Annotated in this window: 26 protein-coding genes and 2 riboswitches; of the genes, 16 read left to right on the top strand and 10 right to left on the bottom strand. The window is 33.1% G+C overall.

The features are described 5' to 3' along the window. Positions 1-97 precede the first annotated feature (97 nt). The 8 genes from NST00_RS10615 to NST00_RS10580 all read right to left on the bottom strand — a co-directional run bounded on the left by NST00_RS10615 (position 98) and on the right by NST00_RS10580 (position 3,365). Complete coding sequence (locus NST00_RS10615) at positions 98-262, bottom strand: aspartyl-phosphate phosphatase Spo0E family protein (RefSeq protein WP_016837828.1); 165 nt, start codon at positions 260-262, stop codon at positions 98-100. A gap of 499 nt (positions 263-761) precedes the next feature. Next, complete coding sequence (locus NST00_RS10610) at positions 762-884, bottom strand: hypothetical protein (protein ID WP_016837829.1); 123 nt, start codon at positions 882-884, stop codon at positions 762-764. A gap of 70 nt (positions 885-954) precedes the next feature. After that, a complete protein-coding gene (locus NST00_RS10605; RefSeq protein ID WP_016837830.1) occupies positions 955-1,077 on the bottom strand; it encodes a hypothetical protein in 123 nt (40 codons plus the stop codon). 274 nt (positions 1,078-1,351) lie between these two features. Then, positions 1,352-1,960, bottom strand: a complete 609-nt coding sequence (locus NST00_RS10600; RefSeq protein ID WP_016837831.1) for a hypothetical protein — start codon at positions 1,958-1,960, stop codon at positions 1,352-1,354. 174 nt (positions 1,961-2,134) lie between these two features. Then, positions 2,135-2,275: a hypothetical protein gene (locus NST00_RS10595; protein WP_172597785.1), complete on the bottom strand. Its 141-nt coding sequence runs from the start codon at positions 2,273-2,275 to the stop codon at positions 2,135-2,137. Between the two features lie 124 nt (positions 2,276-2,399). Continuing rightward, positions 2,400-2,561, bottom strand: a complete 162-nt coding sequence (locus NST00_RS10590) for a hypothetical protein (RefSeq protein WP_016837833.1) — start codon at positions 2,559-2,561, stop codon at positions 2,400-2,402. Positions 2,562-2,602: 41 nt separating this feature from the next. Continuing rightward, positions 2,603-2,809 (bottom strand): hypothetical protein, encoded by a 207-nt coding sequence (locus NST00_RS10585; RefSeq protein WP_016837834.1) that lies wholly within the window; start codon positions 2,807-2,809, stop codon positions 2,603-2,605. 55 nt (positions 2,810-2,864) lie between these two features. Next, complete coding sequence (locus tag NST00_RS10580) at positions 2,865-3,365, bottom strand: hypothetical protein (RefSeq protein ID WP_016837835.1); 501 nt, start codon at positions 3,363-3,365, stop codon at positions 2,865-2,867. 138 nt (positions 3,366-3,503) lie between these two features. Between NST00_RS10580 and NST00_RS10575 the strand changes: the two genes are divergently transcribed. The 9 genes from NST00_RS10575 (at position 3,504) to NST00_RS10535 (ending at position 12,971) form a co-directional block, all read left to right on the top strand. Next, entirely contained in the window at positions 3,504-5,114 is a 1,611-nt protein-coding gene (locus NST00_RS10575) for a DEAD/DEAH box helicase (protein ID WP_050988838.1), read from the top strand. Between the two features lie 41 nt (positions 5,115-5,155). Beyond that, positions 5,156-5,920 (top strand): YqhG family protein, encoded by a 765-nt coding sequence (locus NST00_RS10570; RefSeq protein WP_340709947.1) that lies wholly within the window; start codon positions 5,156-5,158, stop codon positions 5,918-5,920. 226 nt (positions 5,921-6,146) lie between these two features. Further along, positions 6,147-6,941 carry a carbonic anhydrase gene (locus NST00_RS10565; protein ID WP_340710174.1) on the top strand — a complete coding sequence of 265 codons (795 nt, stop codon included), beginning with the start codon at positions 6,147-6,149 and terminating at the stop codon, positions 6,939-6,941. Positions 6,942-7,649: 708 nt separating this feature from the next. After that, positions 7,650-8,303, top strand: coding sequence for a reverse transcriptase-like protein (locus NST00_RS10560; RefSeq protein ID WP_016837840.1), 654 nt, complete (start codon positions 7,650-7,652; stop codon positions 8,301-8,303). 139 nt (positions 8,304-8,442) lie between these two features. Beyond that, positions 8,443-8,545, top strand: a riboswitch (TPP riboswitch). 64 nt (positions 8,546-8,609) lie between these two features. Next, positions 8,610-8,711: riboswitch (TPP riboswitch) on the top strand. 79 nt (positions 8,712-8,790) lie between these two features. Continuing rightward, positions 8,791-9,537, top strand: coding sequence for a hydroxyethylthiazole kinase (thiM, locus tag NST00_RS10555; protein WP_016837841.1), 747 nt, complete (start codon positions 8,791-8,793; stop codon positions 9,535-9,537). A gap of 2 nt (positions 9,538-9,539) precedes the next feature. Then, positions 9,540-10,355, top strand: a complete 816-nt coding sequence (gene thiD, locus NST00_RS10550) for a bifunctional hydroxymethylpyrimidine kinase/phosphomethylpyrimidine kinase (protein ID WP_096551053.1) — start codon at positions 9,540-9,542, stop codon at positions 10,353-10,355. Then, entirely contained in the window at positions 10,348-10,974 is a 627-nt protein-coding gene (gene thiE / locus NST00_RS10545) for a thiamine phosphate synthase (RefSeq protein WP_016837843.1), read from the top strand. Before thiD ends, thiE begins: the two co-directional genes overlap by 8 nt. A gap of 217 nt (positions 10,975-11,191) precedes the next feature. Beyond that, a complete protein-coding gene (locus NST00_RS10540; RefSeq protein WP_340709946.1) occupies positions 11,192-12,352 on the top strand; it encodes a cation:proton antiporter in 1,161 nt (386 codons plus the stop codon). Between the two features lie 475 nt (positions 12,353-12,827). Further along, entirely contained in the window at positions 12,828-12,971 is a 144-nt protein-coding gene (locus NST00_RS10535; RefSeq protein ID WP_172597779.1) for a hypothetical protein, read from the top strand. A 74-nt stretch (positions 12,972-13,045) separates the two neighbouring features. Here NST00_RS10535 and NST00_RS10530 read toward each other — a convergent pair whose 3' ends face one another. After that, positions 13,046-15,037, bottom strand: coding sequence for a methyl-accepting chemotaxis protein (locus NST00_RS10530; RefSeq protein ID WP_340709945.1), 1,992 nt, complete (start codon positions 15,035-15,037; stop codon positions 13,046-13,048). 604 nt (positions 15,038-15,641) lie between these two features. Between NST00_RS10530 and proS the strand changes: the two genes are divergently transcribed. Further along, positions 15,642-17,078 (top strand): proline--tRNA ligase, encoded by a 1,437-nt coding sequence (proS, locus tag NST00_RS10525; protein WP_096551059.1) that lies wholly within the window; start codon positions 15,642-15,644, stop codon positions 17,076-17,078. Positions 17,079-17,485: 407 nt separating this feature from the next. Here the strand turns inward: proS and serC are convergent, their stop codons facing one another. Continuing rightward, the gene (serC, locus tag NST00_RS10520; protein WP_340710172.1) at positions 17,486-18,583 is read right to left on the bottom strand and encodes a 3-phosphoserine/phosphohydroxythreonine transaminase; all 1,098 of its coding nucleotides are present in this window, start codon (positions 18,581-18,583) and stop codon (positions 17,486-17,488) included. A 192-nt stretch (positions 18,584-18,775) separates the two neighbouring features. Between serC and NST00_RS10515 the strand changes: the two genes are divergently transcribed. The 6 genes from NST00_RS10515 to NST00_RS10490 all read left to right on the top strand — a co-directional run bounded on the left by NST00_RS10515 (position 18,776) and on the right by NST00_RS10490 (position 22,472). Beyond that, the gene (locus NST00_RS10515; RefSeq protein WP_016838034.1) at positions 18,776-19,366 is read left to right on the top strand and encodes a carboxymuconolactone decarboxylase family protein; all 591 of its coding nucleotides are present in this window, start codon (positions 18,776-18,778) and stop codon (positions 19,364-19,366) included. A gap of 286 nt (positions 19,367-19,652) precedes the next feature. Beyond that, complete coding sequence (locus tag NST00_RS10510; RefSeq protein WP_016838037.1) at positions 19,653-19,793, top strand: hypothetical protein; 141 nt, start codon at positions 19,653-19,655, stop codon at positions 19,791-19,793. A 79-nt stretch (positions 19,794-19,872) separates the two neighbouring features. Further along, the gene (locus NST00_RS10505; protein ID WP_340709944.1) at positions 19,873-20,643 is read left to right on the top strand and encodes an NRDE family protein; all 771 of its coding nucleotides are present in this window, start codon (positions 19,873-19,875) and stop codon (positions 20,641-20,643) included. Positions 20,644-20,724: 81 nt separating this feature from the next. Then, positions 20,725-20,838 carry a YjcZ family sporulation protein gene (locus NST00_RS10500; RefSeq protein WP_016838041.1) on the top strand — a complete coding sequence of 38 codons (114 nt, stop codon included), beginning with the start codon at positions 20,725-20,727 and terminating at the stop codon, positions 20,836-20,838. Positions 20,839-21,028: 190 nt separating this feature from the next. Then, entirely contained in the window at positions 21,029-21,808 is a 780-nt protein-coding gene (locus tag NST00_RS10495; protein WP_096551063.1) for an SDR family NAD(P)-dependent oxidoreductase, read from the top strand. A 79-nt stretch (positions 21,809-21,887) separates the two neighbouring features. After that, positions 21,888-22,472, top strand: coding sequence for a peroxidase-related enzyme (locus NST00_RS10490; protein WP_232019831.1), 585 nt, complete (start codon positions 21,888-21,890; stop codon positions 22,470-22,472). Positions 22,473-22,594 lie beyond the last annotated feature (122 nt).

Genomic DNA, 22,594 nt, shown 5'->3' with positions numbered 1-22,594 from the left:
ACCTTATAGAAAAGGTTTTGAAGGGTATTTTTAGAAATATATAATAAACCTATATAAATAACGAATTAACTTAATGGATGATTCCTAAGTTAATAAATTATGCCGCTTGTTTTGTATACTTATTTAGTAAATAGTCTAACTGTTGGCTGCAATTTACTACTTTTGGATGGGTGAATCCTAGTTCTTGTGCTTTTCGATACATATCTTTTCTTTTTATTTCTATTACAACTTTTAACACTTTTTTATACAGCGTGTTAAACATTTTTATTCCTCCAGTAAATATTGTTCATAATTTGATATTTTTCATATATGGTGTTGAAGCTCCTTCATTGTATACTATTTAGATTAAAAAAAATGTCGGATTGTGGAGGAAAAATAGATTTTCACAAATTTGTCACAATTTAATAGGATTAACTAATAGAAAATGGGGTATATATCTTTGTTGTAGGTAATAATATAATTCAATGAAATCTCATCCAAATCCAAAGTTGAAGGGGATGAGATATTGATTATAAGTGATGAATTTAGATTAGAGAAGGGGATTTCTAAATAGGATTGGGCTCTTGAAAAGTTGATTTGAATCGCCTCTCTTTACGACTGATAGCAAAGCATACAAACTTAGAAAAATAGCGACGATTACGTTTGATGTGACCATTAAAAGGGGAAAGAATTATATTTATAAGTAATTGAGCCTGACCAAAAAGTTTTGCTCTTTTTGGCCAGGCTCTCTTTTATTAAATGACTAAATGTAAGAATACTCATTAATTTGTGAATGATAAGATTGCTTTATTTTTATATACTTCAAGTGTACGAATTGCTTCTTCTTTAGAGTCATATTCGAAACAACGGAAAGAGTCTGCATCAAAAACTGTTACAACCCACATAAAAAATGCCTCCTTAATTTACCAAGAAATAATTTATTTATAATCTATTGTCAATGACTATAACTACTCATTATTTTGTATAGGACAAGTACGCTGAATGACCGAATTTTTGAAGTGCTAATGTTGCTTCATTTTTTTCAATAAATTCAAAGATACGATAAGAATTTTTTTCAAATACAGTAAGCACCCACATCTTGGGATCAAACTCCTTCACAAAATAATTTTGTTATATAACAATTTGCTGCTTTCTAATAAACAGTTAAATTGTTATATATCAATTTCAAATTCATTGTACACCTAATATATGAGAAAGAAAATAGAAAGTGAATTATTTCACAAATTGTTCAATATGATGACGTTTTCATCAGAAATTTACAAAAATTTATGAATATACATTTTATTAATAAAATTTACTATTAGTTTAAAATCCAGCGAAAATGTAACAATTCGCTGGATTGTTGTTCAATTTATTCAAGAATTCGTTTATAAAATTCTTTTGGAAATTCAATACCCAAATTTTCGAATTCTTTTTCCGCTTCTTCAACAATTTGTTTCACTTTTTCTTTTGTCTCTTCATCTAATTGTGGTTCTTTTGGCATTTCAACGCCCAATTCCTTTAGTTTTTCTTCTGCTTGCTCTTTCGTAATGGATCCACTTTTCATTTGTTTCATAATTTCCTTTACCTTTTGCTTTGTTCCCTCATCTAGTCCATCGTAAATTTTACATTTCTCATCTTTAGGGGAGATGACGCCTAAATTATACAGTTTTTCATCTGCCTGTTCAGAAGTAATTTTACCTTCTTCTAATTCCTTAATAATTTGTTTTACTTGTTCTTTCGTTTCTTCATCTAATTGAGAATACGTTAGATGTGCATTTAAATGCGGAATTTTCACACCTAAATTCTCTAATTCAGAATGCAAATCATTTAAGATTTTATCCACTTGTTGCTTTTTTTCATTATCTAATTGTTCATATTCCTGTAAAAATTTTGAATGATAATGGGCTTCGGCTCCTAAAGGGAACAATAAAAGTCCAAAGGTTAAAAGGAAAGTGAATAGATAAAATCTTTTTTTCATGTTGATCACCTCACAAAGATTTTAGCTTTCAATATTTTTAACCTTACACTTTTATCGTTCCCAAAATTCGCAAATAAAAAAGTGACGTTTATTGGTATATTCAGCAAGAAAAAGCATAAAAAAAAGGAGCATTATTTGCTCCGAATAATGATTGCTAATATTTATGAAAATGACTTAAGCTACAAGAGTCAAGTTTGTGAAGGAAAGGATTGCTGGCAATTGTAACTCTTCCATAGCTTTAACTGCTTCTTCTTTCGTTTCGAATTCATAAATGCGGAAATTTTCTTCCTCAAATAGTGTGACGACCCACATCATTAACGCCTCCATTATATTTATATATCAACTTTGATTTGATTGTACTCCTTTTCAATCACATAAAGAAACGATTAGTGAAGTATTTCTCATTTTATTCATAAAATATTTTTCACAAAGTTAACAATTATTTTTTTAAATAATTATCAAGGGAAATAATTTTTTCATCTTCTGTAGGAGGCTGTTTTGGCATAACATCTTTAAAAAAATCGAATTTTTCCTTATGACCAATGTACATATTAAAGTTGCGGTGGGACTGGTTCATGAAAATAATTTGATTTTTATTCATTTGATAACCTCCAAATGGACAGGAGAATTAAAAAGAAAGGGTTAAATATTTTTATTTGCTTTTTGAGTTTTATCGTGATTTGTTTTATTGTTTTTATTTTTTACTTTTGAATCGAATTCTTCTGAAATTTCCATTGTTGGATCTTCTGGATTTTCAGCATGACTAGTTGTGTTTTTATGCAAGTGTTTATAAGTTTCAAATGGATTGTGAGTTCTTTCGTTAATCGTTTTCTTATTATTTTTGCTCATATTCTTCACCTCCTAGCCCTAATTTGCTCTTATCGGGTTATTTTATAATTGGAACTTACTCGTAATTTTTTTCTAAAATATAATCCATTTTTTCTAACAATTGTGATTGAATTTCAATATCTTTCTCATATTCATTTTGAAACATCTGAAAGTTCATTACATCTAGATTGGGTGGTGCGTTATACATTTTTTCAAGCAATTTTTTTAACACGTTCAATTGCTGAATAACATTTTCTTTTAATGCAATGGTATCTGGATATTGAACATTAAAATTCATTAATTCACTCTTCAACTCAACTATTTTTTGTTGCATTTCTAAATTTTCTTCCATACCTCCTTCTAATACATAAAACGTTGTAAATTGCAATTGATTCATTTTCTCTTCTGATTTACTAAGGTGATCACTAATACAATCTACTAAAGGAAAAAATTTATCGTCTAATGTTTCATACAATGCTTCAAATTCTTTAGATTGAGAATAATCCGTAAAATATCCAGGAAAAAAAATAATCAAAAGAAATATTCCAATTAAGATGATGAACAACCATTTTTTCATTTCTTTCTCCTCGCTTCTAATTTTTATTTTGCGAAAGGGAAAAATTTTTATCCTAAAATGTTGGTTTATTGGCAATAGAATCATCATATGTTTATAAATTTTGGACAACCTAATGAACAATAAGAGAGGTGAACTGACATGATGATTCAAAAATCCTCAGAATGGAAAGAGGAGTTTGCACGTCGCCTTGAAAAGGGAGGCCCTTGGGATAATTGGATGCTATACAAAATGGCTTATGAGGTCGTAAAAGATCAATTAATTACAGATTTTTCAGGTTTACAAGCTCCGAAATTTTTAACAAACATACAATTTCTCGAACATCAAATAGATGCAGCAAGAACGGTTATTGAAAAAATGAATGGAAAGGCAATATTAGCGGACGAAGTTGGACTTGGAAAAACGATAGAAGCTGGTTTAATTTTGAAGGAATATATTCTAAGAGGACTGGTAAAAAAAGCATTAATCTTAGTGCCGGCATCATTACTTACTCAGTGGGTTGATGAACTGAACGCAAAATTTTTTATTCCTGCCATTGGTTGTCGAAAAAAGAATGTTCCCTTCGAACAATATGATTTTGTTGTCATGAGTATGGATATGGCTAAACGGAGTCCATATCGGGAAAAGATTTACGAACAGAACTATGACATGATTATTATTGATGAAGCTCACAAATTAAAAAACAATAAAACGCAATCATATCAATTTGTACAAGGATTAAAGAAGAAATTTTGTTTATTGCTAACTGCTACACCAATTCAAAATAACATTTTTGAAATTTTTTATCTCGTTTCCTTATTAAAACCTGGTCACTTAGGAAATGTAGAAAGTTTCCAATCATATTTCAAAAAAGGGAAAAATGGCTTACAGGAAGATGAATACTTAAAAGAATTAGTGAATCAAGTGATGATTCGAAATCGTAGGCAAGATACGGGCATTGAGTGGGTTGGCAGACATGTTGAAACAATTCCAATTCAATTTACTGATGAAGAAAAAGAAGTTTACGAAATGATTCAACAATTAAAGGAACGCACAAGTGTATTTGCCAATTCTTTTGCTATGACAACACTATTAAAAGAAATGTGCTCGAGTAAAGAAGCAGCATATTTAACATTAGTGAAAATGAAAGAGAAGATGCAAAGTAGAGATGAAATAGATTATATAGAAGAAATTATAGAGAAAATGTCCAATTTAGAAATCAATTCAAAAGCAGAAAAAACTTATGAAATTATTCAAAAGGCAAAAGATAAAGTCATTATTTTTACCGAATATAGAGCAACACAACACTATTTACAATGGTATTTATATCAAAAAGGAATTAAAAGTGTGTTGTTTAACGGAAAGTTTAGTAAAAATAAGCGAGATTGGATGAGGCAATTATTCAAAGATTACGCTGACGTATTAATAGCAACAGAATCAGGTGGCGAGGGGATTAACCTTCAATTTTGCCATCATGTTGTAAATTTTGATTTACCTTGGAATCCCATGAAAATTGAGCAACGAATTGGCCGGGTACACCGTTTTGGTCAACAATCAGATGTATATATTTACAATTTAGCTATTCAAAATACAATTGAAGATCGCATCATCGACTTATTAACAAATAAAATCGATGTCTTTGAAAAAGTTGTGGGAGAAATAGATGATATCTTATCAAACAAAGTGGAAGAGCCAATATACAATTCTCCAAGTTTTGTGCCAAATTTCCATTTTGAAGATTTCGGGTTAGAAGATCAGTTAGGCTTCACATAAATTTTCCAATGCAAACTTCTCGAATTGGGAGGAGCAAAAGAATGATAGCTGAACAAATCCATCATTATTTACGAACATTTTTTATAGAGACAAATTGTAAAATTGAAGAGGAAACATCCGATTATTTAACTGTTCAATTAACAGCTGATATTGATAAACGTATAATGAATCGTCCTTTTTATTGGCAATTTATTGAAAGTACAAAAGGAGAGCCAAACCCATTAAAAGTAACCTTTATTACGAAACAAAAAGAGAATTTAAACATTCGTGGTGAATATATTCATTATGGGTCGATGCGAATGCATCAAATTTTTCAAGCCACGAAAGACTTAGGCTGTTTTGTTCAAATGTATGAAGATATTGAAGGAGCAAGTTTATTTCCATGGATTGGTGCTAATTTTAAAGTTTCTTATCATACAGACCAAACAAAGGAATTGCTCTTTTCTTTAGGAATTAACTTAATTCATGGCAGCGTCAAAAGTGACTTCCAAGATATATTATGTGCGTTGCAGTTAACGGATGAATTGCCAAAAAACGCATATTGCCTACCTTATATTGTTTCTCCAATGAGGGCGATTGAACGTTTGGAAACAGCAATTGAAAATTATATTGCAAATGATGATTTATCTTGGGCGGATGAGGCAAAAAAACGATGGAAAAGGGAACAAGAAATATTAGATCATTTTTATGAAGATGTAGAAAACAAACCAGAAATTTATGAAATAGAGAAAAAAGCGTTAGAAGAGCGATTTCAACCTCGAATTAAAATTGAAATCGTTAGCGGGGGACTGTTTTACTTAAAATAAATGAAATCATTCTAATTTTCGTAGTACTAACCAAAGCTATGGTAAGTACTACTATTTTTTTGCGGCTTGGACTCTCCGCTCCCCACTCATGCAAGTATGTATTTTTAATCAAGCTCTATTAAGTTTATAAACAAGGGAATGGTGCTATATAGCATGACCGAAGTATAAATCAATCATCTATTTGGTTAAGTTAAATAAAAAATGGAAAAATGGGTGGGGAATATTGATGAAGTTAAACTATTATATTGTGATTTTTTTGCTATCATTGTGCCTTGGTGTAGTTGGTTATCTATCTTATCAAAAATCAACTATTGAACAATCACCAGGAGAAAATGACTATACATTCAAAGAAGTTTCTTATACTGATGAAGAAAAAAAGATTTCAAAAGAATTAGAAGTTCATGCTTGTGAAAAAGGAACAATGCAATCACCTATACAAATTGAATACAAGAATGTACTTCTTAAAGATGCCCCAAGAATCAACATACATTATGAAAAGGAGCCTGTTGTACTAATAAAACAAAAAAATCAGTTTAAAGTAAATTCGAAATCGAATACAAGTTTTATTTCGGTTGATAATGAACAATACAAATTTCATTCCTTCCATTTCCATTTACCAAGTGAACATCAAATCGAAAATCAAAACTATGATATGGAATTACATCTCGTACACGAAAATGAAAAAGGCGACCATGCTGTAATAGCGGTATTTATAAAATCTGGAGAAGAAAACGAAGCAATTAAAGAAATATGGAAGTTTATACAAGATGAAAATATGAATGAAAAAGAAATGGATTCATTCAATTTATTACAATTAATTCCTGAAGTAAGGGAAGGGTATTACTATTCCGGTTCTTTGACGACACCTCCTTGTAAAGAAGGGGTTGACTGGATTGTATTTGAAGAGCCAATCGAATTTTCAATTGAACAAATTACAATGTTTAGAGTTGTTTTCGGTCATACGAATCGACCTATACAACCAACGAATGACAGGAAAATTTTTAAAATAACTATCAATTAAATATCCTAAAGATATTTCCTCAAACCATGTGAACGATTGACATTGAAAAGCACTTTATAAATATGTTGAATATTTTATGGTTTGATTTTTAGAATTTTAAATGGTTAAAGAAAAAGGGGCGGTATCGCTCCTTTTTGTGTTAATTAAGCTCATAAATCGTTTTATGATTACTGTTTTAAAAATGCCTCACGTTATTGAATATTTTTGTTATTAAAGGAAAAAATAACTAAAAAAGTGGTAATTTCCTTCATCCAGTTGCATAGTGAGGTGAATTGAATGATTATTAATATGTTAACTGTAATATTTGTCTTGATTTGTTGTATTGTAAGTTTTCTCCTTATGGTTTTCACAAAAAAAACTTTGTTGTTTCGATATATTCCAATAGTTATCATCACAGTTAGCTTCATCTTTATAACGATTAAATACTTCTTCTATTCATATTACTTGATAGTCACAAAATTATTTGATGGTGTAATCCTTGTTCTTTTCCTTACATTATGGTTCTTCATTATGATTGAACATGTCATTCTCGATTTCATTGAAGATTATTCAAACATCCGCTCATCTTTTCGTATCATGTATAATCGAATTAAGCGATTGAAGTTTCGTTATGTTCGATTACATTTCATAAAAAAAATTAAAAACCAAAGCCTACATTAGTGCACATATCGAATTGTTGAAGTAAACAGGAACAGGGAGGTTATATTCATGAAAATAACCATTGAATGGACGTATCATCATAAAGGATTGGAAACAACTTTTCGATCAGATGAAATGCCGCCAGTTCAAGCCCTATTGATTGCAGAAGAATTAAAGAAAACCGGAAAAGTAAAACATATGACCTTTATTGATCAATATGACAGTACATGGTCTGTTAAAGAAATAAAAAAATATTTAAAGGAAATCGAAACTGAGCCATCCAATGTGACAGTGTATTTTGATGGTGGTTATGATTTAGAAAGTCAAAAAGCCGGTTTAGGATTTGCCATATATTTTGAACAAAACGGAAAATCTTATCGAACTAGAAAAAATTTAATGCAACTTGGCTTAAAATCTAATAATGAAGCGGAATATGCGGCTTTATACGGAAGTATTCTAGAGTTAGAAATGATAGGCGTTCATCATCAAACTGTTCGATTCATTGGTGATTCACAGGTTGTTATTAATCAAATGAGTGGAGAATGGCCTATTTATGAAAAAGAATTAACAAATTGGGCGAATAAAATTGATGAAAAATTAAATCAACTAGGAATCAAATCTGAATTTAAATTAGTTTCGCGAAAAGGGAATGAAGAAGTCGATCGATTAGCAACTCAAGCATTGAATAATACCATAATTGAAGGAAAAATAGAGTTAGATTAATCGAGAAAAACTTGTGACATTCAATCTAGAATTTAAGTGATTTAGCTGTTTTATCTAGCAATCTTTTTAAATTCTATTAAATTATTTGAAAAAATAAAATGAAAATGTGTTATAATTTTCATAACAACAAAAAAATTATTAAATTTTGCAGGGGTGGCCTAAGTGCCTGAGAAGGTGATATCACCTAACCCTTAGAACCTGATGCAGCTAGTACTGCCGTAGGGAGCAAAATACCTTATCGTATGAATTTTATTATGATTATGTGTATTGTTGCTCTCCAAACTTGGAGAGTTTTTTTATTTCATATGATAATTGCAGGGGTGGCCAAGTGCCTGAGAAGGTGATATCACCTAACCCTTAGAACCTGATGCAGTTAGCACTGCCGTAGGGAGCAATGAAAGATTGTGTTCTATTTTCAAAGCTCTTTTGCGCCGTGCAAAGGAGCTTTTTTCTTTACATAAATTTTTACAATTATAGGAGGATATATATGAGCTTAATCAAAATAAGAAAAAAAAATCCATTAATTCATTGTATTACAAATACCGTTGTAACGAATTTTACTGCAAATGGTTTGCTTGCAATTGGAGCTTCACCAGTTATGTCAGATGAGCCATTGGATGTAGAAGACATGGTCGCTATTGCAAACGGATTATTAATTAATATTGGTACATTAAATAAAAATTCAGTAGAAGCAATGATATTAGCTGGCAAAAAAGCAAATGAACTAAACATTCCTGTCGTGCTTGATCCTGTCGGGGCGGGGGCTACAACATATCGTAAAGAAATTACAAAAAATTTATTAAAAGAGATTAAATTTGATTTAATCCGATGTAATGCTGGAGAATTAGCAGCAATTGCGGGAATTAATTGGCAAGCAAAAGGAGTTGATAGTGGAGAAGGAGAAATGGATATTACCCTTGTTGCTAAGGAAACTGCTCAAAAGTATGGTGCAATTGTCGCTGTATCTGGAAAAGAAGATTTCGTGACTGACGGTATAGAACACTATCCAGTTAGTGGTGGCCATGAGTTAATGACTCAAGTTACAGGAACAGGTTGTTTATTAAGTGCTATTTGTGCTGCAGCATTAACGTTGGATGGAGGAAAACTTGAAAATATTCGAAATGTATTAGCTGACTATAAAAAAGTCGCTGAAAATGCTTCGAAAGAAAAATACCTTGGTTCCTTCCAAGTTGAAATATTAAATGGATTACATCAAATTTCAAGAGGTGAATAACTGTGAATATTGTCTTGACAATTGCTGGTTCAGATAGCGGCGGGGGAGCTGGCATTCAAGCGGATTTAAAAACATTTCAGGAGCTAAATGTTTTTGGTACATCTGTCATTACCGCATTGACTGCTCAAAATACATTAGGCGTAGAAGGTATTTATCCTGCAACGTCTGAATTTGTGGAACAACAATTGAATACAGTTTTACAAGATTTTGAAGTGAAAGCATTAAAAACAGGTATGTTATTTTCTGCAGATATTATTAAAACGATTGCAAAAAATTTAATAGATAAAAATATTCAAATAGTCGTTGATCCAGTGATGATTGCAAAAGGTGGGCAAGCGTTATTGCAAGAAGAGGCCGTACAAGCGATGAAAAATGAATTATTGCCAATAGCAACCGTATTAACGCCTAATATTCCAGAAGCTGAGACAATCACAGGTATGAAAATTGAAACAGCAGATGACATTCAACAAGCAGCAGCAAAGATTTTGCAACTTGGTGTTAATTGTGTAGTAATGAAAGGCGGACATTTGGAAGGTCCATCTGCTGTTGATACGGTCTTTTTTCAAGACGGCTCTTTCTTTCAATTAAAATCAAAACGAATTGATACGAAACATACCCATGGAACAGGGTGTACTTTTTCTGCAGCTATTACAGCAAATTTAGGTAAGGGGCTTTCGTTAAAAGAGTCCGTTATCGAAGCGAAAAAATTTGTTCAAATGGCAATTGAAAATCCACTAAATATCGGACGTGGACATGGCCCAACAAATCACTTTGCTCACCGTTTTGGTGCTAAAGTAGAGGTGGAAATTGTTGAATAGAACGGATTTAGCTGTTTACTTCATAATGGGTACGGAAAATTGTAATAATGAGTCCCCGCTATCAGTGCTAGAAGATGCTTTAAAAGCAGGTATTACGATTTTTCAACTAAGGGAAAAAGGAAATGAACCGTTAATGGGAAAAGAATTAGAACAATTTGCAAGAGCATGTCGATCCCTTTGTAAGCAATATGGAGTTCCTTTTATTGTGAATGATGATGTGGATCTTGCATTAAAAATCGACGCAGATGGCATTCACGTTGGTCAAGATGATACACCGATAGAAGAAATTCGCGAAAAGTTTCAACACAAAATAATTGGTGTTTCCGTTCATAATAAAGAAGAAATGGTGAAAGCTGTCGAAGGAGGGGCAGATTATGTAGGGATTGGTCCAATTTTCGAGACGAAATCGAAGCCTGATGCCAAAAAGCCAGCTGGGGTTGATTTTTTAAAGGACGCAAGGAAAATGTATCCGAATTTCCCAATTGTCGGAATTGGAGGGATTACTCCATTCAATGCACATATGGTATTAGAAGCAGGAGCTGACGGAGTAGCAGTCATTTCCGCTATATGCAATAGCAATAATCGCAGTCAGACAGTCCAGCAATTTAAGGGAAAGTAACATCATAACAATAAGTAATTCTATCGTAACTTTTCTCAAAATAGAATAACAAAATTTAAAAATAAACTGAAAAAAAGGAATTTACATAATAATATAATTCGTTTATAATAGTAAACGTATTTGAATATGGAGCAAAACATGGTGGAGTCTGTCAACAAGGCTACCACCATGTCTTTTTTTTGCATCCATCTATTATTACAACAAGGGGGTAACTATTGTGGATGTATTTGAATTTATTTTACAAATTGTACTCGTGTTGCTCGTTGCGAAAATAGCTGGTCAAATCAGCATTCGCCTAGGACAACCATCCGTATTAGGCAAAATCATTGCGGGTATCGTTCTTGGGCCGGCTGTTCTTGGATGGATAGAACAAACGGAATTAATTCATGTGTTCAGTGAAATCGGAGTATTATTATTAATGTTCCTTGCTGGACTTGAAACAGACTTAGAAAGCTTAAATAAAAATGCCAAAGCAGCAACTCTAGTGGCAGTTTTAGGGGTCATTATGCCGATTTTAATGGGATGGGGAGCTGCACCAATATTTGGAATTCCAACTTCTGAAGGGGTCTTTTTAGGATTATTACTCGCAGCAACGAGCGTAAGTATTTCCGTTCAAACATTGCGGGAAATTGGATGGTTAAATAGTAGAGAAGGAGCTACATTACTTGGAGCAGCGGTTCTCGATGATGTAATTGTAGTAATTCTCATTGCTGTTGCAATTGGATTTTTTGTGGGCTCGGATACAAATATCGCATGGGTAATTGCTCAACAAATTATCTTCTTTATTGTCATTTACTTTGTTGGAAAATATCTTGTGCCGAAGTTTATGCATCTCTTTGAAGGATTTAAAATTACTGAACCGATTGTTACTGCGGGGTTAATATTATTGTTTGCCTTCGCTTATTTTGCTGATTTCCTTGGGGTATCAGGCATTATCGGTACATATTTCATGGGGGTTGCTATTAGTAGAACAAAATATGCAAAAGAAGTTGAACACGGTGTTTCACCAATTGCATATGGCATCTTTGTACCGTTCTTCTTTATTAACATTGGTTTACCAATGAGCTTTGATGGAATTGGAGATCAAATTGTATTTATTATTGTATTTTCTATTATTGCCGTGCTTTCAAAATTTATCGGTTGCGGTCTTGGAGCAAAAGTTTGTGGCTTTGGTTGGAAATCCTCCGCAGGTATAGGAGCAGGTATGATTTCCCGAGGAGAAGTTGCATTAATCTTAGCTTCCATTGGACTAACTGGCGGCATATTATCTCAAGAGTTTTATGGCGCAATGATTGTAGTCATCATTATTACGACTTTAGTAACTCCACCATTATTAAAGCTAATCTTCGGTAAACGGGAAGAAGCTCATCAAGTATAATAAATAATGAAATTAAAAAGGAGCTAACTGGTTTAAGTTAGCTCCTTTTATTAGTGCGCCTGGCATGGGTGTAATCTATAGGGTGTAAGTCCCGAACTGTGAAGGCAGAAGTAACAGTTAGCTTAACGCAAGGGTGTCCGTGGTGACGCGGAATCTGAAGGAAGCGAGCGGCAAACTTCCGGTCTGAGGAACACGAACTTCATATAAGGCTAGGTATCATTGGATGAGTTTGCTAAACAAAACAAAGTCCTTTCTGCCAAAGGTGGTACAGAGTAAATGAAGCAGATAGATGGAAGGAAAGATTACATTCTTACCCGGGGAGGTCTGGCGGATATGTGAAGTACGCTTCATAACCTACTTAGTGATAAGTAGCTGAACCGTCAGAAGTCAGCAGAGGTCATAGTATTAGTTGGTTTAGAACTACTAAGAAGGACCGAACAATTAAGAGAGAATAGCCCTTGGCATTCAGTGAGTCATGATGAACACAGAAAACGTAGTACCTCACTTGAGGAAGGAAGCGGTGAATCCCGTGGGAGACCTCTTGGAGGGTGGAGTGACCACTGGCATAAAGAGAACAGCTATTCACGGAAGTTATAAAGACTTGCGTCAATCATCTTAATTGAACCGCCGTATACGGAACCGTACGTACGGTGGTGTGAGAGGACGGGAGTTAATCGCTCCCTCCTACTCGATTTATATTTTAAATCTGCTTACAGTTTGAGATAATTCTTTGCTTAATTCGTTTAGTTCTTCTGAAGCTTCAGCAACAGAATGTATTGCTCTTAATTGCTCATCGCTAGCAGCACTTACTTCCTCACATGCTGCTGCAGTTGATTGTGCTGTCATGGACATTTCCTCAATGGTTTCCACAACTCGATCTTTATATTTTATGATACTATCGATTTCTTCCGTAACAGTTTTAAAAGTATGTTCCATATTTAAAATTAACGATGATAGATTTTGGAATAGTATACTTGTATTTTCAACAACTGTTCCTTGTTCTTTGAATGTATCTTGCATTTCATTCATTTGTTTAACGACGGAAATTGCTTCTTGCTGCAATTCATGTATTGTTGATTTGACATGTTCCGTTGCTTTAGCCGATTGTTCGGCAAGTTTACGTACTTCTTCTGCTACAACAGCAAATCCTTTACCATGTTCGCCTGCACGAGCTGCTTCAATACTTGCGTTTAAAGCGAGTAAATTCGTTTGTTGCGAAATTTCAGAAATTGTATCCATCACAGATTCAATCGCATGAATTTTTTCTTCCAGTGAAGACACAGAGATAGACATATTGTGTAATTCTGATTTCGAATTTTCAAAGGAATTTAATAAATTGTCCATTTTCTCTTGTCCTTCAATATTCAATTCATTCGCTTCATTTGTAATTCCTTTGAGCGCTTTCGATTGCTCAGTCATTTGATTAATTTTGTCTCCTAATTTCCCAGATGATACAGTTACTTGATCTGCGTTTTCACTTGATTGTGTGGCGCCTATAGCTATTTCTCGCACAGCATTTGTTACTTCTACACTGGAAGCATTCGTTTCTTCAGCAAGGGCGCTTAAGTGATGAGAACGATCTTCCACTTGTCTTGAAGATGACTGAACTACTCCAATGATTTTTTTCATTTCTTCAAGCATGTTATTGAAATGATTTGCTAATTCACCAATTTCATCATGTCTCTTCGTATCGATATGTACAGTTAAATCGCCTTGTGCAACTTTTTCCATAGATGTACATAAGGAATAAATTGGTTTGATAATTTTTGAAATGCTGAAATACAGTACGAAAAAGATTGCGATTAAGATGATGAATGTAAATAAAATAATCATATTTTGAATGCTATTTGCTGTACTATGTAATTGTTTTACATTGTAAACAGCACCAACTGTCCATCCTAAAGTCGGAATTTTTTCATAAACAATCACATTTTCTTGATTATCAATTGTCGTTCTTAAAATATTTTTTTGATTTTCGTCATTTAAAATCTTTTCAACAAATTCTAGATTGCTTAAATTCTCCCCCGTTAGTGTCGGGTGAACAATAGCAACTCCCGAAGAATCGAAAATAATTGGATATCCTTCAAAGCCTAAATCGATTTTCGAGATTTCCTCTGTCAAACTTGATAGTAAAATATCTACTCCTAATACACCTAGAACTTTATTTCCTTCCACTACTGCTTTTGAACCTGCAATTGCGTATTCCCCGGTTGAAGCATCTACATACGGAGGGGACCATAACACTTCATTTGGGTTTGCAATTGCTTCAGTATACCATGAACGGGTATTTACATCTAAATCAAAAATTTCATCGAAATGTGGTTCAGTGATAATTTTATTTGCATCTGTAAAGTAAATGGACGAAGCAGAGTTGTAAATGGTTAAATATTTTTTTAATTGTTCCCGAAAAGCTTGATCCGCTTCATCATTAAACGTTGTTGAGTGATTATAATAATCTAATACACCTTGGTCTGAAGCCATTTTTAAAATGCTTTTTTCATAACCATCAATAAAAGTTGAAATGGAATTCGTTAATTCTTTAACTAGTACTTCACTTTGATCGATGACTGCATTTTCGGTTTTAGATGATATTAAGATGGAACTTGCTGTTGATAGGGAACCTAGACCAATTACAATGACGAGAAATACTATCCCAATAATTTTCCATCGAATGGAAATTTTCATTTTTCAACCTCCAATTTACATATTATGACAAACTTTGGATGAAAGATTGTCGAATCTAGTAGTATTTACCGATTATATGAAACCATAAATTAATAAAAAATAATATACTACTTTATTCATATATTTTTTAATAAATTTTGGATATTTTGAAATTTCCCATCATATAATTGATAAAACTATCTTTTTGTTGCAAACATTTCAAAATTTTTACATAGAATTGAATGGGTTGAATTTTGAGAATGTTTAGGAGAATGCTATCAGAATTGTCCAAGAATTTTTAACTATTAAATGATGAAAAAAGTTTTCAAATGTATAACTTTTTAACATTACCTCCGCAAAATTTTTATATAGTAATTGTATTTATTGCTTTAATTTGGTACATTATATTAGAAATAAATATTCGTTTTTCAAATAAAATCCGTTAATATAGCATTCGCTGAGAGCTATATCACCACCTAATGTCTTTAAAAGGAGAAGACGTTTATTGGTTTCATTGAATATCTGAAACGACAAAATATGTCGAATGTTGGTGGGAACTACTATTCAGCGTAAAGGCGTCCTCAATCGGGCATCTTTACGCTATTTTGTTGTAAGGAGGATGACTATGTCGCAACAAACAAACGATTTTACAAAATGGTATATCGACACAATACAAAAAGCAGATTTAATGGATTATACGCCGGTTCGTGGGTGTATCGCATTTAAACCGGATGGCTATGAACTTTGGGAACATATCCAGTCTGAAATGGATAAACGTTTTAAAGAAACGGGTCATCGTAATGCATATTTTCCAATGTTAATACCTGAATCTTTCTTCCAAAAAGAAAAAGATCATATTGAAGGTTTCTCTCCAGAACTACCATGGGTGACAGAAGCTGCCGGTGAAAAGCTAGAAGAACGTTTAGCACTTAGACCAACTTCAGAAACGATGATTGGTCATTTATATTCCAATTGGATTAAATCCTATCGTGATTTGCCAGTACTAATTAACCAATGGGCTAACGTTTTCCGTTGGGAAAAGAAGACTCTTCCATTTATTCGTACTTCTGAGTTTTTATGGCAGGAAGGTCATACAGCTCATGAAGATGAAGAAGATGCTCGCAAAGAAACAATGCAGATGCTTAATATTTATAAAGATGTTGTAGAAAATGTATTGGCCATCCCTGTGTATGATGGACAAAAAACACCGTCTGAACGTTTTGCAGGTGCTGTTGATACGTACTCCATCGAAGCAATGATGAAAGATGGTAAAGCCGTACAAGCAGGTACTAGTCACTATTTGGGAACAAAATTTGCTGAAGCGTTCAACATTAAATACTTAAACCGAGAAAATAAACACGTACACGTCCATACAACATCATGGGGAACATCTACTCGTTTAATCGGTTCTGTTATCATGGTTCATGGTGATGAAAAAGGATTAGTTTTACCGCCAAAAATTGCACCAACACAAGTAATTTTAATTCCTGTTGGACCATGGAAGAAAAATCCTGCAATCATTGAAAAATTAGATGAAATCTTTAAGGCTCTAAAAGATAAAGGGATTCGAGTACGATTAGATGATACTGATCAATCACCAGGATTTAAATTCAATGAGTGGGAGTTAAAAGGAGTACCTGTTCGCATCGAGCTAGGACCACGTGATTTAGAAAACAACCAAGCAATCTTAAAAGCTAGAGATGAAGACGAAAAAATCACAATTTCTCTCGATTCTGTTGTAGAAGCAGTAGAGAAAGAATTACAAACAATGCAAAAACGTCTATACGATAAAGCAAAAGCTTTCCGAGATGCAAATTCTCATTTGCATATTGATACGTTAGATCAATTAAAAGAACATATTGAAAATAGCGAGAAAAACGGAACAATTCCAGGATGGATACTTGCAGGTTGGTGCGGAGATGATGCATGTGAAGCTAAAGTAAAAGAAGAAACAAAATTTACTTCACGCAATATTCCATTCAACCCACCTACAACGAAACACACTTGCATTCATTGTGGAAAAGAAGCAAAACATACAGTATGGTTCGGAAGAGCATATTAATTGCTTACGTAAGTAAAACGAGGCTGTTGAAAATTTACAGCCTCGTTTTTTAGTGCGCCTGGCATGGGTGTAATCTATAGGGTGTAAGTCCCGAACTGTGAAGGCAGAAGTAACAGTTAGCTTAACGCAAGGGTGTCCGTGGTGACGCGGAATCTGAAGGAAGCTGGAGGCAAAACGCCAACTATTTTCTATTTAAACCTGGTTCTAAATAATCCATTGATACGATAACTAATCCTCGCACCAAAAAAACAAAACACCTCAAATTAAAACACGTACTTCCTATAAAGGATTGCTAATATTTACCTGACTTATTTTTTAAAATTTAGAATAGAGGAAGTAAAATAAGTATATAAAAAGCGAATTGAGAAACCGATGTGTTTTCCAATTCGCTTTTTATAATTAATTATTTATTGATGTTTTTTTTGGAATTCGTACATGAAATCGCGTAAAGCTATGCAAGCTTCTATTGGTACGGCATTATATGTAGATGCTCGACAACCACCAACAGAGCGGTGGCCGTTTAACCCGACAAAACCAGCAGCTTTTGCATCAGCTAAAAATTGCTTTTCTAATTCCTCATCAGCTAATCGGAACGTAATATTCATAAGAGAACGGCTATTTGGTTCCGCATGTCCTTTATAAAATCCATTGCTTTCATCAATAACATCATAGATATATTTTGCTTTTTCTTCGTTGCGTTTCTGAATTGTCTCAAGTCCGCCTTGATTTTCAACCCAGTTTAAAACTTCTCCTAACATGTAAATACCAAATGTTGGAGGAGTATTATATAAAGAATTTTTATCCGCATGTGTTTTATATTTTAACATAGTCGGTATTTCTGAATTTGCTTGTTCAATTAAATCTTTGCGAATGATGACTACCGTCACACCAGAAGGTCCTAAATTCTTTTGAGCACCTGCATAAATAATGCCAAACTGATTCACATCGATCGAGCGAGATAAAATGTCGCTTGACATATCTGCAATTAATGGAACATCTCCTGTATTCGGGAATTCTTTCCATTGTGTTCCATAAATTGTATTGTTGGATGTAAGGTGAACATATGCATCGCTTGCATTAAATTGAATATCTTCAATACTTGGAATATTTCGATATTCATTGTCTTTCGTACTAGACGCTACCACTGCATTACCGAATAGTGTTGCCTCTTTCAAAGCTTTTTCTGACCAAGATCCTGTTAAAATATAGCTAGCTGTTTTGTCTTTTGTTAAGAAGTTCATTGGAATCATCGAGAATTGAAGACTTGCTCCACCTTGTAAAAAGAGAATTTCGTAATTATCAGGTATGGAAAGGAGCTTTTTCAAACGGTTGATTGCATTGTTATGAACTTCATCGTAATCTTTACTTCGATGGCTCATTTCCATAATGGACATGCCAGATCCGTTATAGTTTACTAGTTCTTGTTGTGCTTTTTCTAATACTTCTAGGGGTAATGCTGAAGGTCCTGCATTAAAATTGTATGCACGTTTGTTTGTACTCACGATAAACACTCCTTGAAATTGCAATATAGTTTGATTATATACTCTTTTCCATAAAATCGAACAATATTTTTATAAGAAATAGTGAAATATTCCGATATTCATAAAATTTATGTTAAATTGATAAAAATTCTGCAATTTCGAACTTCATTTTCTGCTATGTTATTTTTCTATTACGAATATAAAGGAGCAATTTGAATGACTAGTTATTATGAAAAAAATAAAAATCATTACATGAAGAAATTAAAAGAATTTGCGCCCGAACAGTTTAAAGCCTTTTCTAGATTTGATGGAACGGTTTTTAAACCAGGGGCATTAACGAAAAAAGAAAAGGAAATCATTGCAGTCGCCATTGCCCATGTCACAAAATGTCCCTATTGTATAGATGTTCATACAAAAAAAGCAAAGATTGCAGGAGCATGTCAAGAAGAACTTATAGAGGCAATATTTGTTGTAATGGCAGTTGAAGCAGAGACAACCTTAAATCAACATGAACATTCTTTGAATGATAAAACAGAGTCATTCAAAGCGAAACTTCAACCATACTTTAATTTTTCTCAAGTTGTCATGGGAAAAGGTTTTTTAACTGATGGATTTAAAGAACTGCTTGCTATCGCAGTTGCTCATGCAATCCACTGTACACAAAGCATCAATTCCCACACAAATAATGCAATGAAACTAGGGGTGTCAGAGGAACAAATTGCTGAAGCAATACTAGTTACAGCGGCTTTAAAAGCAGGAAGTGCTTATGCACATTTACTGCATATTTACGAAAGTTATAACGATTAATAAAGTAGTGAAAGGCATCACAATATACAATTTAATCACTAAATAGAAGATAATGGAGATAATATGTTTAGCGTGCCATATAACGTGATAAGAAAATGATATGAGACTCTACACATTTTTCTAATGTAGAGTCTCTTTTTGTAGATTATTGCAAGTTCATAAAAAATATAAAATTTTTGTATTAGAAAATGTAGCATGTGAAATTTATCTTATAAATAATGATAAAAATTCTATTGTTTTATTTCATGACCTATGAAAGAAATCAAAGGAAAGTAGGGGGATTGCTGTGACTATTATTGTATCTATACTCTTTTATGTTATTCCTGCATTATTAATCATTTGGTTTATGGTGAGTGTGGTTTCTGCATTAAGGCATAAAAATAAAATATTAGAAGCAATTTTAGAAGAAATAAAAAAGAAGAACTAATCAATTTTAATTTATAGTAAAATTATAGCTCATGAATGATAAACTATTTTTATAAATAAAATGTTAAAGGGTTGGGAGCATGTGTTTAATACATTTTCATTATCAAGAACATCCAATTTACAAATTAATTGTTGTAGCAAATCGGGATGAGTTTTATGATCGCCCGGCAAAACCTGCACATTTTTGGGAAGACGAACCAGATATTTTGGCAGGTAGAGATCTTCTTCAAATGGGTACATGGCTCGGAGTATCTAGAAATGGTCGTTTTGCAGCTATTACGAATTATCGTAATCCGAGTTTACCTGCAAAGCCTCGTTCACGCGGAGAAATTGTACGAAATTTTTTGAAGGATACGAGGCATCCAAAAGATTTTGTAGATGAGTTAGTAACAACTAAAGATTATTACGGTGGATATAATGTCATTGTTTGGCATGAGGGGCATTTATTGCACTATAATAATATCTTTAATGAAATAAATGAAATACAACCTGGGACTCATAGCATCAGTAATCATACATTAAATACTCCGTGGCCAAAAGTTGTTAAAGGAAGGGCACGCTTAGCAGAATATATACAAAATAATACCGGAAAATTAAATATCGATGAATTATTTGAAATTGTCATGGACCGTGAAATCGCTCCAGATGAGCAGTTACCAAATACAGGTGTTGGGTTAGAGATGGAAAGAAATTTATCATCTGCATTTATTCAATTACCCCATTATGGCACTCGTTGTTCAACCGTCTTATTAATAGATGAGGATGGGAATATAACTTTTGTGGAACGAACATTTGATAAAGGTAATTTTCTTTTCGAAAAAAATTTTCATATTAAAATAGAAAAAATTTAAACATTAATCTATGCACTTGTACCTATCCCATTCATCGTTTCCACATAAACTGGAGTATCGAATGATGAGGGAGGGATATCCATGGGCTATTACGGAGGATGCTATGGTGGCCATTATGGAAATAACTTTGCTTTATTAGTAGTATTATTTATCCTACTTATTATTGTAGGTACACATTTCAAACGTTGGTGTTAATTTTCTAAGAAAGACTGATTCTAAAGAATTTTTACTTTAGAATCAGTTTTTTTATTTCTAAGAAAGTTCTAATCAATTAAGATTAAGAATAAATAGAAAATATTCATTTGATTATTTTGAAATTTCAATAAAGTATCTATTTACATACCTTGTTCTTATTTTGCAAAATAGAAGTAAAGGAGAGTGAACAATGGAACTAAATTTACAAGGTAAAGTTGCCGTCGTCACAGGAGCAAGTAAAGGAATTGGTCTACATACTGCACTTCAATTAGTTAAAGAAGGAGCGAATGTTGCCATATGCGCTCGAAACAAATCGTCATTGGAAGAAGCAAAAACAGTGATAAAAAAGGAAACGGGAAAAGAAGTGCTTGCCATTGTTGCGGACGTTACAAAAGAAGAGGATTGTAAACGCTTAATTGAAGAAACTGTTAAGCAATTTGGCAAATTAAATATTTTGGTGAATAATGCTGGTACTTCTGCTGCCTATTCTTTTGAAGAAGTAGACACTGAACTTTGGGTTGCTGACTTAAATTTAAAATTGTTTGGTGCAATTCATTGTTCAAAATATGCACTTCCATATTTAAAGGAATATGGTGGCTCAATCGTAAACGTTACTGCGTCAATCGCTAAAACTCCAAGTGAAAATAGCCTTCCAACTACTGTTAGTCGTTCAGCAGGGTTTGCATTAACAAAAGCAATGAGTAAAGATTTAGGAAAATATAATATTCGAGTTAACACAGTATGTATCGGGCTTATTCGAAGTAGGCAAATTGAAGAAAAATGGAAAAGAGAAATGCCAAATTCTTCATGGGAGGAATATTCTAAAGAAATTGGAAAATCGATTCCTCTTGGTAGAATTGGCGAAACAGAAGAAGCAGCAAAAGTTATTACATTTCTTGTTTCTGATGCAGCTTCTTATGTAACGGGCACTTCCATAAATATTGACGGTGGTTCAGGAGGAACATTATAAACCTTGTTCTAGAGGTAATCACATCATTCATATGAATTAATTAGTAACTTATAGTAGAAAAGTGGGGAGAAATATGGGAATGTATGATGAACAATTATCTTATTTAGAAAAGCCAAAATTAGAAGAAATACCACCAGAATTACAAGAATATTTTGAAGAGAACATCAAAAAGCAAGAAGAAAAATTAGGAGTAGTAAACAACTTATTTAAAGTTTTGCCGTTAAATGCGATTCAATTTAAAGCCTTTTTAGATTTTAAATATTCGTTGTTTAATACGAAAAATACGTATTTAGATTTAATTGATAAAGAAATGATAGGTCTTGTTGTATCATCGGTGAACTGTTGCAACTATTGCTTGACAACTCATAGCGATACGTTACGAAGACTAACAAACGATCCAGTTTGGGTAGACACGTTAACGTATAATTACCGCAGTGCAAAATTAACAGAAAAACAAAGAGCATTATGTGACTACGCTTTCCGTGCAACGAAATATCCAGACGAAATCACAACAAAAGAAGTAGATTTGTTGAGAGAAGTAGGATTTAACGACCATGAGATTTTAGAAGCGGCTTTTGTGGTAGGTTTCTTTAATTACACCAATCGTTGGGTAAGTACAATTGGCGCAATTCCAAATCCTAAACATAATCAAAACAATCGTTAATCATTCGTAAACCACGTTCAATCAAGAACGTGGTTTTTTGAGCGCATCTTGTCCAATTAACAATTATATTGCTTTGGTTAACGAAATGAAACTTTCGTAATTCTTTAATCGTATGATTACTG

The organism is Ureibacillus sp. FSL K6-0165, assembly GCF_038004285.1.
In the GTDB taxonomy this organism is placed as follows: Bacteria; Bacillota; Bacilli; order Bacillales_A; family Planococcaceae; genus Ureibacillus; species Ureibacillus thermosphaericus.
This window is presented reverse-complemented; position numbering and strand designations above follow the sequence as displayed.